Source organism: Pseudomonas sp. SDO5215_S409 (genome assembly GCF_054071325.1).
The window spans coordinates 72,891-89,543 of sequence record NZ_JBSVWN010000005.1; the positions used below are offsets into that span (position 1 = coordinate 72,891).

Here is a 16,653-nt window from a genome sequence, read left to right on the forward strand (position 1 = left end):
TGGCAATAAACAAACTGCCGCAATATGCGGCAGATTCGCAATTCAGCGAAGCGTTACAGTCGTCCCAGATCGTTGACCAGAGCCAGCAACATCACTCCGACCACCAAGCTGATACCGATCTGTATCCCCCAACCCTGTACCCGATCCGACAAAGGGCGACCACGCGCCCATTCGACCAGATAAAACAACAGATGCCCCCCATCCAGTACTGGAATGGGCAGCAAATTCAGAACCCCGAGGCTAATACTCAGATAAGCCAGGAAATTCAGGAAATCAGCCACGCCCGACTGGGCAGAAGCGCCCGCCACTTTAGCAATGGTTATCGGTCCACTCAAGTTTTTTACCGAGAGCTCGCCGAACAACATTTTCTTCAGGGAATCGAGGGTCAGCACACTCATGGTCCAGGTGCGACGCGCACCTTCGCCAATTGCCGCCAAAGGCCCGAAACTGACCTCACGCACCATCGACGGCGGCAACTCGACACCTTTTACACCCGCCCCCAGGTAACCACTGGCCGCCTTGGCCTCACCACGAACCGCCAGGGTGACAGGGACGTCGATTTGAGCACCATCGCGCTCAATTTTCAGCACAATTTTGGTATCAGGCCGTACACGCACCAGATCGACCACTTGCTGCCAGTCGGTCAGCGCCTGGCCGTCGAGCGCCAGCAGGCGGTCGCCAGCCTTCAGGCCAGCAGCCTGGGCCGGCCCTTTGGGGTCCATCTCTGCCAGGACCGGCGGCAAGGCCGGGCGCCATGGGCGAATGCCCAACGACTTGATCGGGTCAGGCTCGTCGGCCCCTTTAAGCCAATGATCCAGCACCAGCTCACGCGATGTTTCAGCGGTAGAATCCTGCTCACGCACCACGACGTTCAGGCTGCCGCTCTCACCCAGGCGGCGCACCAACTGCAGATTGACCGCGCCCCAGCCCGTGGTAGGTTCGCCATCAATTGAAACAATTTCCTGGCCAGCGGTCAGCCCGCCTTGGGCGGCCATACTGCCCGCCTCGACCGCACCAATGACCGGACGCACCTGCTGGCTGCCCAGCATGGCCAGGATCCAGAAGAACACGATCGCCAGCAAAAAGTTGGCAATGGGACCGGCTGCGACAATGGCGATGCGCTGACGAACAGTCTTGCGGTTGAAGGATTGATCCAACTGGTCTGCCGGCACTTCGCCTTCACGCTCATCGAGCATTTTGACGTAGCCACCCAACGGGATGGCGGCAATCACGAATTCGGTGCCAAAGCGATCATGCCAGCGCAGCAATGGCGTGCCAAAACCGACGGAAAAGCGCAATACCTTGACGCCGCAACGACGTGCCACCCAGAAGTGGCCGAACTCATGGAAGGTCACCAACACACCCAGAGCAACCAGGGTGCCGACAATCATGTAAAGCGCACTCATCTAATTTCTCCGCATTCCAAAAGGCTAACGCGCGTTGCGGCCCAACCATTGCCCGGCCAGCAACCGAGCTTTTGCATCCACCTCGAACACCGCACCCAACTCATTGACGGCGACCACAGGCTCAAGGCTCAACACGTCCTCGATGATACTCGCGATCTGCGGAAACCGAATGCGCCCCTCAAGAAACGCCGCCACCGCCACTTCGTTGGCCGCATTAAGCATCGCCGGTGCACTGTTGCCCGCCTCGGCCGCTTGTCGCGCCAGGCGCAGGCAAGGGAAACGCTGCTCGTCAGGCGCTTCAAAATCCAGGCGCGCAATGGCAAACAAGTCCAGGGGCGCCACGCCCGAGTCGATGCGCTCGGGCCACGCCAGGGCGTTGGCGATCGGGGTGCGCATGTCGGGGTTGCCCAACTGGGCCAGGACCGATCCATCCACGTAGTCGACCAGCGAATGAATCACACTTTGTGGGTGAACCACCACCTCGACCAGACCAGGGGCAGCATCGAACAACCAGCAGGCCTCGATCAGCTCCAACCCCTTGTTCATCATGCTGGCCGAGTCCACCGAGATCTTGCGCCCCATGGACCAATTGGGATGAGCGCACGCCTGATCCGCCGAAACGTGCTCAAGCTCGGCCAGCGGCGTTTGCCGGAACGGCCCGCCAGACGCGGTCAGCAGAATCCGCCGCACACCGACCTGGCTCAACCCGCGGGCAAAGTCACCGGGCATGCACTGGAAGATCGCGTTGTGCTCGCTGTCCAGGGGCAACAACACCGCCCCGCTCTTGCGCACCGCCTGCATGAACAGCGCGCCAGACATCACCAACGCTTCTTTATTGGCCAGCAAGATTTTCTTGCCGGCGTCGACCGCTGCCAGTGTGGGGCGCAAGCCAGCAGCGCCCACGATGGCGGCCACCACGGTGTCGACCTGAGAATCGGCCGAAACCTGACACAACCCCTCCTCGCCCACCAACACTTGCGTCGACAGGCCCGCCGCCCGCAGGCCATCCTGCAATTGCCGGGCTGCCGCCACCTCGGGCACCACGGCGTAGCGCGGCGTATGGCGAACACACAACGCCAGCAGTTCGCTCAAACGGCTGAAGCCGGTCAGCGCGAAAATCTGATAACGCTCAGGGTGACGCGCGATGACGTCCAGCGCGCTCAACCCGACCGAGCCCGTGGCCCCCAGCACCGTCACTTGCTGAAGACGGCTCACGAGGCGGTCATCCACAACAGCACGGCAAAGATTGGCAATGCGGCGGTCAGGCTGTCGATGCGGTCCAGCACCCCACCGTGACCCGGCAGCAGGTTGCTGCTGTCCTTGATCCCGGCCTGGCGCTTGAACATGCTTTCGGTCAGGTCGCCGACCACAGAAATCAGCACCACGACCGCAGCACCCACCAACGCCATAAAGAGTTGCGTGGCGGCCCAGCCGCGCACAAGCCCCACCACCAATGTGATAACCAGGGTCAATGCCAGCCCACCGTACACGCCTTCCCAGCTTTTACCCGGGCTGACCGCAGGCGCCAACTTGCGCTTGCCAAAGGCCCGGCCGGAGAAGTAAGCGCCAATATCGGCGCCCCACACCAGCACCATCACCGCCATGATCAGCCAATTGCCCATCGGTGCCTGCTTGATCAGCACCAGGCCTTGCCAGGCGGGCAACAGGATCAGCAACCCGATGACCAGTTTGCAGAGGGCACTGGACCATTGGGCGCTGGTACGCGGAAAGGTCAACACCAGGAAAGTGGCCGCCGCCCACCACAGCACTGCCGCCCCCAGAACCCAGGGCGCCACGCCTGGCAGGATGTACATCACGAACAACAACAGCGCCACGACAGCGGCGTAAGCCACACGAGCCAACTGCGCGGTGAAACCCGCCAGACGCGCCCATTCCCAGGCCCCAAGGGTCACAACCAGGCCGATGAACAGCGCAAAGCCTGCCCCCTCGAGCAGGAAAAAACCGCACAAGGCAATCGGCAGCAGGATCAGTGCCGTGATGATTCGTTGTTTAAGCATTAAACCCGGGCTCCAGCTTCGACCTGCTCGCTCGTTTTACCGAAACGGCGCTGGCGTGAAGCGAAATCAGCCAGTGCGTTACGCATGGCCTCGTGTTTGAAGTCCGGCCAGAACAGGTCGGAGAAGTACAGCTCGGTGTAGGCCAGCTGCCACAGCAGGAAATTGCTGACGCGATGCTCCCCCCCGGTGCGGATACACAGGTCGGGCAGCGGCAGATCGCCGGTGACCAGACAGGTTTGCAGCAGCTCGGGCGTGATGTCTTCGGGCCGTAAGTGCCCGGATTGCACTTCGCGCGCCAGACGCTGGGCAGCCTGGGCGATATCCCACTGCCCCCCGTAGTTGGCCGCAATTTGCAACACAAAGCGGTTAGCGCCCGCCGTGAGGGCTTCAGCCTCACGCATGGCCGCCTGCAACTCGGGATGAAAGCGCGAACGATCGCCAATGATACGCAGGCTGATGTTGTTCTCGTTCAGCCGCTTGGCCTCACGACGCAACGCCTTGAAGAACAGGTCCATCAAGGCAGTGACCTCTTCGGCCGGCCGCTGCCAGTTCTCGCTGGAGAAGGCAAAAAGCGTGAGCACCTCGACCTTGGCCTCGGCGCACACCTCGATCACGGCACGCACCGCATCGACACCCGCTTTATGCCCGGCGACACCCGGCATAAAGCGCTTCTTCGCCCAGCGATTATTCCCATCCATGATGATCGCGACATGGCGCGGCACCACGTTGGGTACAGTCTGCTTGGTCTTTTCCATGAAGGCGTCCTGACCCCTTATACGGCCATCAGGTCCTTTTCTTTTTCTTCCGTGGCCTTTGTAATCTGGGCCTCGGCGTCTTTGGTCAGCTTGTCGATATCAGCGACGGCACGACGCTCTTCGTCTTCGCTGATTTCCTTGTCCTTGACCAGTTTCTTCAAGTCGCCCAGGGCATCGCGACGAATGTTGCGCACGGCAACACGGGCGTCTTCGGCTGCGCTACGCGCCTGCTTGGTGAAGCCCTTGCGGGTTTCTTCGGTCAGGGCTGGCATGGAAATCAGCAGCAGCTCACCCAGGTTGGTCGGGTTGAGGTTCAGGCCAGCGCTCTGGATCGCCTTGTCGACGGCCGCGAGCATGTTGCGCTCAAACGCCACGACTTGCAGGGTACGGGAGTCCTTGACGGTAACGTTGGCCACACCGCTCAACGGGGTGTCCGCGCCGTAGTAAGGCACCATCACGCTGCCCAGGATGCTCGGGTGAGCCTTGCCGGTACGAATCTGGCCGAAAGCGTGAGCCAGAGACTCCAGGGATTTGGCCATACGCACCTGAGCGTCTTTCTTGATTTCGTTGATCATTGTTCGCCTTCCTCGATCAGAGTCCCTTCCGCGCCGCCGTGTACGATGTTCAGCAGGGCGCCGGGCTTGTTCATGTTAAATACGCGCAGCGGCATCTTGTGGTCGCGGCACAGGCAAATAGCCGTCAGGTCCATCACGCCCAGCTTGCGATCCAGCACTTCATCGTAAGTCAGATGATCGAACTTCTCGGCATGCGGGTCCTTGAATGGATCTGCGGTGTACACACCATCAACCTTGGTTGCCTTGAGCACCACGTCGGCATCGATTTCGATAGCCCGCAGGCACGCCGCCGAGTCGGTGGTGAAGAACGGGTTGCCAGTACCGGCGGCAAAGATGACCACGTCCTTGGAGTTCAGGTGGCGCATGGCTTTGCGGCGATCATAGTGATCGGTCACGCCAACCATGGAAATCGCCGACATCACGATGGCCGAGATGTTGGCGCGCTCAAGGGCGTCGCGCATGGCCAGGCCGTTCATCACCGTGGCCAACATGCCCATGTGGTCGCCGGTCACACGGTCCATGCCAGCGGCGCTGAGCGCTGCCCCACGGAACAAGTTACCGCCGCCGATCACCAGGCCCACCTGAACGCCGATGCCGACCAGTTGGCCGACTTCCAGCGCCATGCGATCGAGCACCTTGGGATCGATCCCGAACTCTTCCGAGCCCATCAGGGCCTCGCCGCTAAGTTTGAGTAGAATGCGTTTATAGCGAGCCTGATAGCCACTGCCCTGCTGAGCCATTGCGAATCTCTCCTGCGGCGTTTAATCAAAAATTCTTGGCAAGCCGTTTACGGCCTGCGTTCACTCTAGCTGGACGTTGTACCAGCGCCATCGGAACACAGCTTTGTAAGCCAGTTCCAACGGGAAACCAAATATACCGGCAATCCATTTGAAAAGAGGCTGCGCGCGTGAGCGGGCAGCCTCTTTTGGGCGACAGTTTATAACGGTCTTACTGCTTGGCAGCAGCCAGCTGGGCAGCCACTTCTTCAGCGAAGTTGTCGACCGGCTTCTCGATGCCTTCGCCTACTTTGAAGTAAGTGAAGGAAACGATTTCAGCACCGGCTTTCTTGGCCAGTTCGCCGACCTTGATTTCAGGGTTCTTGACGAACGCCTGCTCAACCAGGCTCGCTTCAGCCAGGAACTTGCTGATACGGCCCTTGACCATGTTTTCAACGATGTTTTCTGGCTTGCCCGCGATTTTGTCAGCGTTCAGGCTCAGGAATACACCCTTCTCGCGCTCGATCGCTTCGGCAGACACTTCCGAAGGCAGCAGGAATTCAGGGTTGGTCGCCGCTACGTGCATAGCGATGTCCTTGGCCAGATCAACGTCGCCGCCTTTGAGGACAACAGCCACACCGATCTTGTTACCGTGCAGGTAACCGCCGACCACGTCGCCTTCAACGCGAACCAGGCGACGGATGTTGACGTTTTCGCCAACCTTGCCAACCAGTACCAGGCGATCAGCCTCTTGAGCTTCGATCAGAGGCTCAACGGTGGTCAGCTTGTCGGTGAATGCCTTGGAAACGCTGGCAGCCACGAATGCCTTGAAGTCGTCTTGCAGGGCCAGGAAGTCGGTCTGCGAGTTCACTTCCAGCAGAACGGCGGATTTACCGTCTTCTTTCAGAGCGATAGCGCCTTCAGCCGCTACGTTGCCGGCTTTCTTGGCAGCCTTGATGGCGCCGGAAGCACGCATGTCGTCGATGGCTTTTTCGATGTCGCCGCCGGCTTTGGTCAAAGCCTTTTTGCAATCCATCATGCCTTCGCCGGTACGCTCACGCAGTTCTTTAACCAACGCTGCAGTAATCTCTGCCATTTCAAAATCCTCTTGGATAGGTTTTCAACCATTCCACCCGTCAAACGGGCGATCAATTCTTCTCGAACCACTCTTGTAGGCTGCTGCACGTTACAACTGTTGTAGCTGCGCTGCCGACAAACGGTTTTCGAGGTGGCAAAAAGGGGGCCAAGCCCCCTTTTTGCTTACTGAGTCAACGCCAAGGCGTCAATTACTCAGCTGCAGCTACCGGAGCTTCTTCAACGAACTGCTCGGTACCGCCAGCAACGTGGTTGCGACCACGGATTACAGCGTCAGCCATCGAACCCATGTACAGCTGGATAGCGCGGATGGCGTCATCGTTGCCTGGGATGATGTAGTCAACGCCTTCCGGGCTGCTGTTGGTATCGACTACGCCGATAACTGGGATGCCCAGCTTGTTGGCTTCGGTGATCGCGATGCGCTCGTGATCAACGTCGATAACGAACAGTGCGTCAGGCAGACCGCCCATGTCCTTGATACCACCCAGGGAACGGTCCAGCTTTTCCAGGTCACGGGAGCGCATCAGCGCTTCTTTCTTGGTCAGCTTGGCGAAGGTACCGTCTTCGGCTTGCACTTCAAGGTCACGCAGACGCTTGATGGAAGCACGGATGGTTTTGAAGTTGGTCAGCATGCCGCCCAACCAGCGGTGGTCGACGTACGGCGAACCGCAACGTGCTGCTTCTTCAGCAACGATCTTGCCAGCGGAACGCTTGGTGCCGACGAACAGAATCTTGTTTTTGCCCTGGGCCAGACGCTCTACGAAAGTCAGCGCTTCGTTGAACATTGGCAGGGTTTTTTCAAGGTTGATGATGTGGATCTTGTTGCGCGCGCCGAAAATGTACTTGCCCATTTTCGGGTTCCAGTAACGGGTCTGGTGACCGAAGTGCACACCGGCCTTCAGCATATCGCGCATGTTGACTTGGGACATGATAGTTCCTTAATAAGTCGGGTTTGGCCTCCACGTATCCCAATGACCAACCAGCGGCATGAAAGCCTCCGGCACCCAGGTCATCGTGTCGACACGTGTGTGGATTTAAGCTCTGCGGGGGTATCCCCGGAAAGCGGCGCATTTTATACCACACGAAGGTCAAAAACGAAACCCGCAATCACATTTGCCGGTCACCGTTTTTGCGCAAGCCTTTGAATAGGCCGAAAATGCCCACACTTTATAGGCACACGCGATCGCCAGACGCTGATGGTTTGCCCTTCGCGTCTGTTAGAATCGCGTTTTTTGGGGCTTGTGCGAGCGTCGTAACTTTTTGTCGCACACCCGTAAACCGTATTGATTTGCAGCGCGTCGCGCTAGAGAGAGCCTGTATGACCGTCACCCTCAAATCCGCCGAAGACATCGCTGGCATGCGCATTGCCGGCAAACTGGCCGCCGACGTGCTGGAAATGATTGCCGAACACGTCAAGCCAGGCATCACCACCGAAGAGCTGGACCGCATTTGCCACAACTATATTGTCGACGTGCAGCAGGCCATCCCTGCCCCGCTCAACTACAAGGGTTTCCCCAAGTCGATCTGCACGTCGGTCAACCACGTGGTGTGCCACGGCATCCCCGGTGACAAGCCCCTCAAAGACGGCGACACCCTGAACATCGACGTCACCGTGATCAAAAACGGCTACTTCGGCGACACCAGCCGCATGTTCCACATCGGCAACGTGCCGGTCTGGGCCGAGCGTCTGTCGCAAATCACCCAGGAATGCATGTACAAGGCCATCGAAATCGTCAAGCCTGGCTGCCGCCTGGGCGACATCGGTGAAGTCATCCAGAAACACGCGGAAAAGAACGGTTTCTCCGTGGTCCGCGAATTCTGTGGCCATGGCATCGGCACCGTGTTCCACGAAGAGCCCCAGATCCTGCATTACGGCCGCGCCGGCACCGGCATGGAGCTCAAGGCAGGCATGACGTTCACCATCGAGCCCATGATCAACCAGGGCAAGGCCGACACCAAGGTACTGGGCGACGGCTGGACCGCCATCACCAAGGACCGCAAGCTCTCGGCCCAGTGGGAACACACTTTGTTGGTGACCGAAACCGGCTACGAGATCTTCACCCTGCGCGCAGACGACACCATCCCTCGCGTTTCCGCGTGAGGCGTGCTTCGGTTTTCCCCGTAACCCTGTGACTGACTGATAGATAGAAAGGAAAGCCGAGCGATGCCCCAAGTGGATCCCGAACTCTTCGACCGTGGCCAGTTCCAGGCGGAACTGGCGCTGAAGGCCAGCCCCATCGCCGCGTTCAAGAAGGCCATCCGCCAGGCCCGCGAGGTGCTCGACGAGCGTTTTCGCAGCGGCCGGGACATCCGTCGGCTGATCGAGGACCGCGCCTGGTTTGTAGACAACGTGCTGCAACAGGCCTGGGAGCAATTCACCTGGAGTGAAGACGCCGACATCGCCCTGGTGGCCGTCGGCGGCTATGGCCGCGGCGAATTGCACCCCTACTCCGACATCGACCTGCTGATTTTGCTCGACAGCGCCGACCACGAGATCTTTCGCGATTCCATCGAGCGTTTTCTGACGCTGCTGTGGGACATCGGCCTGGAAGTGGGGCAAAGCGTGCGCTCGGTGGACGAATGCGCCGAAGAAGCCCGCGCCGACCTGACCGTCATCACCAACCTGATGGAAAGCCGCACCATCGCCGGCCCCGAGCGCCTGCGCCAGCGCATGTTGGAAGTCACCAGCACCGCGCACATGTGGCCCAGCAAGGACTTTTTCCTGGCCAAACGTGCCGAGCAAAAAGCCCGGCACCACAAATACAACGACACCGAATACAACCTGGAACCCAACGTCAAAGGCTCCCCCGGCGGCCTGCGCGACATCCAGACCATCCTGTGGGTGGCCCGCCGCCAATACGGCACCCTGAACCTGCGCGCACTGGCGGGCGAGGGTTTCCTGGTAGAAAGCGAAAACGCCCTGCTGGCCTCCTCGCAAGAGTTCTTGTGGAAAGTGCGCTACGCCCTGCACATGCTCGCCGGGCGCTCCGAAGACCGCCTGCTGTTCGACCACCAGCGCTCCATCGCCACCCTGCTCGGCTTTGAAGGCGCGGACGCGAAGACAGCCATCGAAAGCTTCATGCAGCAGTACTACCGGGTGGTCATGAGCATTGCCCAGCTCAGCGACCTGATCATTCAGCACTTTGAAGAAGTCATCCTGGCACCGGAAGACGAAGCCCCGCCGCAGCCGATCAACGCGCGCTTCCAGCTGCACGACGGCTATATCGAAGCCCGCAACGCCAATGTATTCAGCCGCACGCCGTTTGCCATGCTCGAAATTTTCGTGCTGATGGCCCAGCAGCCAGACATCAAAGGCGTACGCGCCGACACGATCCGCCTGCTGCGGGAAAACCGGCATCTGATCGACGACGACTTTCGCAACGACATCCGCAACACCAGCCTGTTTATCGAGCTGTTCAAGTGCAAGATCGGTATCCACCGCAACCTGCGGCGCATGAACCGCTACGGCATTCTGGGGCGCTACCTGCCGGAGTTCGGTTTTATCGTGGGGCAGATGCAGCACGACCTGTTCCACATCTACACCGTGGACGCCCACACGCTGAACCTGATCAAGCACCTGCGTAAGCTGCAATACACCCAGGTGTCAGAGAAATTCCCGCTGGCCAGCAAGCTCATGGCCAAGCTGCCCAAGCCCGAGCTCATCTACCTGGCGGGCCTGTACCACGACATCGGCAAGGGCCGGCAGGGCGATCACTCGGAAGTCGGCGCGGTTGACGCCGAGGCCTTCTGCCAGCGCCATCAGCTCCCGGCGTGGGACAGCCGCCTGATCGTGTGGCTGGTGCAAAACCACCTGGTGATGTCCACCACGGCCCAGCGCAAAGACTTGTCCGACCCGCAGGTAATCCACGATTTCGCGCAGATCGTCGGCGACGAAGCCCACTTGGACTACCTGTACGTCTTGACCGTCTCCGACATCAACGCCACCAACCCCACGCTGTGGAACTCCTGGCGCGCCAGCCTGCTGCGCCAGCTCTACACCGAAACCAAGCGCGCCCTGCGCCGTGGCCTGGAAAACCCGGTGGACCGCGAAGAGCAGATCCGCCGCACCCAGACCGCCGCCCTGGACATCCTGGTGCGCGGCGGCAACGACCCGGACGATGTCGAGCAGCTCTGGTCGCAATTGGGCGATGACTATTTCCTGCGCCACACCGCAGGCGACGTGGCCTGGCACACCGACGCAATCCTGCAGCAGCCGGTCGACGGCGGCCCGCTGGTGCTGATCAAGGAAACCACCCAGCGCGAATTCGAGGGCGGCACGCAGATCTTCATCTATGCGCCCGACCAGCACGACTTCTTCGCCGTGACCGTGGCCGCCATGGACCAGCTCAACCTGAACATCCACGACGCCCGCGTCATCACCTCCAGCAGCCAGTTCACCCTCGACACCTACATCGTGCTCGACACCGACGGCGACTCGATCGGCGACAACCCGGTGCGCGTCAAACAGATCCGTGACGGCCTCACCGACGCCCTGCGCAACCCCGATGACTACCCCACCATCATCCAGCGCCGCGTGCCGCGCCAGCTCAAGCATTTTGCCTTTGCGCCCCAGGTGACCATTTCCAACGACGCCCAGCGCCCGGTGACCGTGCTGGAACTGAGCGCGCCGGACCGGCCGGGGCTGCTGGCCCGTATCGGCACCATCTTCCTGGAGTTCGACCTGTCGCTGCAAAACGCCAAGATTGCAACCCTGGGCGAACGGGTCGAAGACGTGTTCTTTATTACCGACGCCGACAACCAACCGCTGTCCGACCCTGAGCTGTGCCTGCGCTTGCAGGACGCCATCGTCCAGCAGTTGAGCGTCAACCAGGAGCCCGGCGCCACGCCGTCACGCCTGACCTTCTAACCCATTCCCTTGCTCTGTGGGCACGCCGGCGCCCACAGGGTGTGTGCCCATTTTGATAGAGGCCTACATGAACAACGCCCTGAACCAGTTGCAGCCCTACCCGTTCGAAAAACTGCGCGCCCTGCTCGGCAGCGTCACGCCAAACCCAGACAAGCGCCCTATCGCGCTGTCCATCGGCGAGCCCAAGCACACCTCCCCGCAATTTGTGGCCGACGCACTGGCAGGCAGCCTCGACCAGATGGCCGTCTACCCCACCACGCTGGGCATCCCGGCCCTGCGCGAGGCGATTGGCGTGTGGTGCGAGCGCCGCTTCGATGTGCCTCAAGGCTGGCTGGACCCGGCGCGCAATATCCTGCCGGTCAATGGCACCCGTGAAGCGTTGTTCGCGTTTACCCAGACCGTGGTCAACCGCGGCGACGACGCGCTGGTGGTCAGCCCGAACCCGTTCTACCAGATCTACGAAGGCGCAGCCTTCCTCGCCGGGGCCAAGCCGCACTACCTGCCGTGCCTGGACGCCAACGGTTTCAACCCGGACTTCGACGCCGTGTCCGCAGACACCTGGAAGCGTTGCCAGATCCTGTTCCTGTGCTCCCCGGGCAACCCTACCGGCGCACTGATCCCCGTGGCCACCTTGAAAAAACTCGTCGCCCTGGCCGACGAGCATGACTTTGTCATCGCTGCCGACGAGTGCTACAGCGAACTCTACTTCGACGAAAACACCCCGCCGCCCGGCCTGCTCAGCGCCTGTGTGGAACTGGGCCGCGAAGACTTCAAGCGCTGCGTGGTGTTCCACAGCCTGTCCAAGCGCTCCAACCTGCCGGGCCTGCGCTCCGGTTTTGTGGCGGGCGACGCCCAGATCCTCAAGGCGTTCCTGCTGTACCGCACCTACCACGGCTGCGCGATGCCCGTACAAACCCAACTGGCCAGCATTGCCGCCTGGCAGGATGAGGCCCATGTGCAAGCCAACCGCGACCTGTACCGGGAAAAATTCGACGCCGTGCTGGCCATCCTCAAGCCCGTGCTGGACGTGCAGCACCCCGACGGCGGCTTCTACCTGTGGCCGAATGTGAAGGGCGACGATGCCGCGTTTTGCCGCGACCTGTTCCAGCAAGAACACGTCACCGTTGTGCCGGGCTCCTACTTGTCCCGCGAAGTGGACGGCGTCAACCCCGGCGCCGGTCGTGTGCGCCTGGCGCTGGTGGCTCCGCTGGCCGAGTGCGTCGAAGCCGCCGAGCGGATTCGCGCGTTTATCCAACGTAAAAACTGATCGACCCGCGCAAGGAACTGATGATTCATAACAGCCGCTCAGAGGTTCGCTACTTGAGTGCCTGCTATGGACATCGGCTCTTTTGGCCACTTCTTCGAATACGCCTGCGCATGCGCCGGCAGGCGTTGGTTGCAAAAACCGTGGCAGGGCCGGGGTTACCCACTTGGGGAACCGTCACACCTGATACCCACCGCCCAAGCGATTAAGTACCATCGCCCGAATATCGGAAAACGCCTCCGCCAGGTCTGCCTGCTTCACCTCATAAGCCTGATCAGGCACCTCGCAATCAATCTTCAGTTCGCCTTTCCAACTGTCCGTGGTATCGACATAAGGAAAGTTACCGGCGACGTTCCAAAACAAATTATTGAACTCCGGAATCTTGCCGTCCGCCTTTTCCTTGGCGTGGGAGCCCAATTGCGCCAGGTAAGTACTGACATTGACTGTCGCCTCAATCAGCTGAATACAGTGACTGAACACCAAGTGGCGGGCGGCAATTTTACTGAACAGACGTTCTTTTTCGGCAGCGGGCAGCGCCTCGTCCTTGGTGGCATCGACCAATGCATCCATCGCATGCTGGAGTTCGCCCTGGCTTTGGCGAACCGATTCGGAAAATCGGAAATGATCAATAAGCGCTGGCTGGGCGGACGCCTGATCATCGCGGCTCATCTTGCCTAGCTTGGCGAGGTAATCGGCATAAAAACCCTGGCTGTTTGCTTGATCAGGGGCAATGGTCGCCAATTTGGTTAACCCGCTCAGCACCTTCAGCGGGACCTCATACCCCCAACGCTCATCCTGCCGGAATTCGCTGGGTTTCTGACGCAGCGAACGTGGCAGGCTTTTCCCGGTATAAACCCCGGAGTCCATGGCCATGAGCATATGCCTGGCGACTCGCTCACCCTGCTTGTGCCTCGGCACCTGGGCCTGCATGCTGTTTTCGGCACCCAGCGTCAGGTGTCCCTTGGAGAGTATTTTCGGCGCAACGGTAATGGTCTTGTTCTGCATCTTCTTAAAGAGCCCGTCATCACCAATGGCCGTGATCAGTAACTTGGCTCGCTCACGCCCGGGCATGGCGCTGATGTCGCTGAAGGACAGATGCCGATACTTTTTCAGCTTCAGCACTTCGCTCGTCAACGCCCGGGTCATATCGTCAATATCCATATAAACGTTGACCTTGCCGGGATCGAGCATGCCGCACAGGTGGCGAAGAAGGTCCGAGCGTGCGCCGACGTTTTCCGACAGGGGGTGGTGATAAATTTTTGTCAGCATAAGCCGTGTGGCGTCGTCGTCCACCGCGTGGATCATGTCTTGAATGTCATCGCGTGGATGAACGTTCAACCGTGATTTGGCGATCATCGAGTGCGGGATTTCAATCTCGCTGCCATTGGGGCGCACTACGGGCCTGAGTAGCGCCGACAGGTTTCTGTCCATGTCGGTCCACAGCGAAGCATTCACGTTTTTGGGGGCCCGGTTCGCCGCAAAACTGGACGTTATGTAAGCCGTCGCCATCTTTTCCCGGTAAGACTGCCGCGATGAGCTGGCAGGCGCGTAGCGAGACACTGACGTCCAGATAGCGTGCAGATTCAAGCTGTCCTCACCGCCAGACGGCCGCTTTTGCAAAATATTCAGATCGTCGTCAGACGCGGATTGCCCCGTGACGGCCGGTGTACCACCCACCGGTTCATGTCGCGGCTCGCCCGTATGCATGCCCGCAGGGGGTGGACCGTATGACGACACTCTGTTCAATACCTGCGCTCCCGGTTGATGCACATAAAAAGATACGATTCTTGCAACCCGATAGTGAGTGGAACAACGCCCAAACCGGTTCCCACCGTCCGGCGCCCCGCTCAATCGTCCGCCTGCGACAATGGCCTGGCCACCTGCTCCAAGGACTGGCGCTCGGCCGCCACGCCCCATACCGCCTGCACCACCGCAGCCGCACACATCATGACGGCACCGATCACGTAGCCCAGGAACAGACTGCTGCGCTCCTGGGTCTGGATCAGTTGGCCGAACAACATCGGCCCGATGATCCCGCCAAGGCCGGTGCCCAGGGCATAAAACACGGCGATGGCCAGGGCGCGGATTTCCAGCGGGAAGGTTTCTGCCACCGTCAGGTAGGCAGAACTGGCGGCGGCCGATGCGAAAAAGAAAATCACCATCCACGACGCGGCTTGCTGCGTCACGTCCAGCCAGCTTTGCTGGAAGGCGTACCCGGTGATGACCAGCAACACCCCCGAGATCGCGTAGGTGCTGCTGATCATGACGCGGCGCCCGACCACATCGAACAGGCGCCCCAGCAGCAACGGCCCGCAGAAGTTACCCAAGGCCAGCGGTAACACGTACCAGCCGACCCGCTCGGAAGGCACGTGATAAAAGTCGGTGAGCACCAGGGCGTAGGTAAAGAAAATCGCGTTATAGAAGAAGGCCTGGGCGGTGAGTAACGTCATGCCGACCAGCGCCCGACGGCGAAAACTCACAAACAGGGTATGGAAGATCTCCCCAAGCGGGGTGTGATCGCGCGCGTGCAGGCGCAGCGGCGCTCCGGTGACGGCTGACAGCGTGTGGCCTTGCTGCTTGAAGCGTGCCTCGATGCCTTCGACGATACGTCGCGCTTCGTCGTGCCGCCCATGGATCATCAGCCAGCGCGGGCTCTCGGGCAGCCACAGGCGCATCACCAGAATCACCAGGCCCAGCGCGGCGCCGATGCCAAAACACAGGCGCCAGCCCAGGTCCTCGCCAACCAACTGCGGGTCCAGCAACACAATCGCCCCGCCGGCCCCCAGGGCAGCGCCCAGCCAGAAGGTGCCATTGACGGTCAGGTCCACCCAGCCACGGTAGCGGGCAGGCGTGAACTCCTGAATGGTCGAATTGATGGCGGTGTATTCGCCGCCGATGCCCATGCCCGTGAGAAAGCGAAACAGCAAAAAGCTTTCCAGGTTGAACGAAAACCCGGTGGCCGCCGTGGCCCCGATGTACAACCACAGCGTGACAAAAAACAGCTTGCGACGCCCCATGCGATCGGTCAGCCAGCCGAACAGCAAGGCGCCCAGCACCGCACCGGCGATGTAAACGCCGCCCGCCAGGCCGATATCAAAATTGCTCATGCGCAGGTCCGGGCTGCTCTTGAGCGCGCCGGACACCGAACCGGCCAGGGTCACCTCCAGGCCATCGAGCAGCCAGGTGATACCCAGCGCAAACACCATCAACGTATGAAAACGGCCCCAGGGTAATCGATCAAGTCGTGCAGGAAGATCGGTTTCAAATAGCTGCCCGCGCTCGCGGTGACGCTGATGTACGGTCATGGCCAATCCTTGTCGGGAATTTTTATAAGTCAAAAAATCCGAGCCGATCCGCCAGACTAAAGTTCCAGTTCATTGACCGGCGTAAAAGGCGAGGGGCACGTTTGTCATGACGCCGGGTGCATCATGCTCAAGGCAGGCGTACACCGCCCGGCCGCCCGGACCGATTTGTAAAGAGACAGTCGGGGCGCCGAGTGAATTGACGTGGCATAATCCGGGGCTGACTTTCGCAGCACTATTGGGAAAGGGGTGGGGAATAAAATATGCCCAATAAAATCAACACGTTAACAATTTTTGGCATCAAAGCCTGCGACACCATGAAAAAGGCGCGCACCTGGCTGGATGAACACGCCGTGAACTATGCGTTTTACGACTACAAAACGGTCGGTATCGACCGCGAACACTTGACCCAATGGTGCAACGAGCACGGTTGGCAGGTGGTTTTGAACCGTGCAGGCACCACCTTTCGCAAGCTCGAAGACGAACAAAAAGCCGATCTCGACCAAGCGAAAGCCATTGAATTGATGCTCGCACAACCCTCGATGATCAAGCGCCCGGTGCTCGATCTCGGTGACAAAACCCTGATTGGCTTCAAGCCAGATAGCTATGGGGCGGCCCTCAAGTAGGCCAGCCCACTTCCATTTTTGTAGAGGTA

General features: G+C 60.1%; 14 protein-coding genes. 4 read left to right on the forward strand and 10 right to left on the reverse strand.

The genetic code is table 11. The annotated features are described in order from the left end of the window. Positions 1-53: 53 nt before the first annotated feature. From rseP to rpsB, 8 genes are all read right to left on the reverse strand, one after another. On the reverse strand, positions 54-1,406 hold the full coding sequence (gene rseP / locus ACW9H9_RS04175; RefSeq protein ID WP_457341815.1) for a sigma E protease regulator RseP: 1,353 nt from the start codon (positions 1,404-1,406) through the stop codon (positions 54-56). A 24-nt stretch (positions 1,407-1,430) separates the two neighbouring features. Continuing rightward, positions 1,431-2,621 carry a 1-deoxy-D-xylulose-5-phosphate reductoisomerase gene (gene ispC, locus ACW9H9_RS04180; protein ID WP_457341814.1) on the reverse strand — a complete coding sequence of 397 codons (1,191 nt, stop codon included), beginning with the start codon at positions 2,619-2,621 and terminating at the stop codon, positions 1,431-1,433. Next, entirely contained in the window at positions 2,618-3,424 is an 807-nt protein-coding gene (locus ACW9H9_RS04185; RefSeq protein ID WP_457341813.1) for a phosphatidate cytidylyltransferase, read from the reverse strand. The genes ispC and ACW9H9_RS04185 overlap by 4 nt, the downstream gene beginning before the upstream one ends. Then, on the reverse strand, positions 3,424-4,179 hold the full coding sequence (gene uppS, locus ACW9H9_RS04190) for a polyprenyl diphosphate synthase (protein ID WP_457341812.1): 756 nt from the start codon (positions 4,177-4,179) through the stop codon (positions 3,424-3,426). The genes ACW9H9_RS04185 and uppS overlap by 1 nt, the downstream gene beginning before the upstream one ends. A gap of 17 nt (positions 4,180-4,196) precedes the next feature. After that, the gene (gene frr, locus ACW9H9_RS04195) at positions 4,197-4,754 is read right to left on the reverse strand and encodes a ribosome recycling factor (protein ID WP_457341811.1); all 558 of its coding nucleotides are present in this window, start codon (positions 4,752-4,754) and stop codon (positions 4,197-4,199) included. Beyond that, entirely contained in the window at positions 4,751-5,494 is a 744-nt protein-coding gene (gene pyrH, locus ACW9H9_RS04200; RefSeq protein WP_273908688.1) for a UMP kinase, read from the reverse strand. Before pyrH ends, frr begins: the two co-directional genes overlap by 4 nt. A gap of 208 nt (positions 5,495-5,702) precedes the next feature. After that, positions 5,703-6,566 (reverse strand): translation elongation factor Ts, encoded by an 864-nt coding sequence (gene tsf, locus ACW9H9_RS04205; RefSeq protein ID WP_457341810.1) that lies wholly within the window; start codon positions 6,564-6,566, stop codon positions 5,703-5,705. A gap of 190 nt (positions 6,567-6,756) precedes the next feature. Beyond that, entirely contained in the window at positions 6,757-7,494 is a 738-nt protein-coding gene (gene rpsB / locus ACW9H9_RS04210) for a 30S ribosomal protein S2 (RefSeq protein ID WP_003189158.1), read from the reverse strand. Positions 7,495-7,883: 389 nt separating this feature from the next. On the opposite strand from rpsB, the gene map reads away from it, so the two are divergent. The 3 genes from map to dapC all read left to right on the forward strand — a co-directional run bounded on the left by map (position 7,884) and on the right by dapC (position 12,699). After that, on the forward strand, positions 7,884-8,666 hold the full coding sequence (map, locus tag ACW9H9_RS04215) for a type I methionyl aminopeptidase (RefSeq protein ID WP_457341809.1): 783 nt from the start codon (positions 7,884-7,886) through the stop codon (positions 8,664-8,666). A 63-nt stretch (positions 8,667-8,729) separates the two neighbouring features. Continuing rightward, entirely contained in the window at positions 8,730-11,432 is a 2,703-nt protein-coding gene (locus tag ACW9H9_RS04220; RefSeq protein ID WP_457341808.1) for a [protein-PII] uridylyltransferase, read from the forward strand. Positions 11,433-11,499: 67 nt separating this feature from the next. Continuing rightward, positions 11,500-12,699, forward strand: coding sequence for a succinyldiaminopimelate transaminase (gene dapC, locus ACW9H9_RS04225; RefSeq protein WP_457341807.1), 1,200 nt, complete (start codon positions 11,500-11,502; stop codon positions 12,697-12,699). A gap of 174 nt (positions 12,700-12,873) precedes the next feature. On the opposite strand, the gene ACW9H9_RS04230 is transcribed toward dapC, so the two are convergent. Together ACW9H9_RS04230 and ACW9H9_RS04235 are read right to left on the reverse strand one after the other, a co-directional pair. After that, a complete protein-coding gene (locus tag ACW9H9_RS04230; RefSeq protein ID WP_457341806.1) occupies positions 12,874-14,442 on the reverse strand; it encodes a hypothetical protein in 1,569 nt (522 codons plus the stop codon). A gap of 101 nt (positions 14,443-14,543) precedes the next feature. Continuing rightward, positions 14,544-16,001 (reverse strand): MFS transporter, encoded by a 1,458-nt coding sequence (locus ACW9H9_RS04235; RefSeq protein WP_457341805.1) that lies wholly within the window; start codon positions 15,999-16,001, stop codon positions 14,544-14,546. Between the two features lie 260 nt (positions 16,002-16,261). Between ACW9H9_RS04235 and ACW9H9_RS04240 the strand changes: the two genes are divergently transcribed. Continuing rightward, positions 16,262-16,624, forward strand: a complete 363-nt coding sequence (locus ACW9H9_RS04240) for an ArsC family reductase (RefSeq protein ID WP_457341804.1) — start codon at positions 16,262-16,264, stop codon at positions 16,622-16,624. Positions 16,625-16,653: the final 29 nt, after the last annotated feature.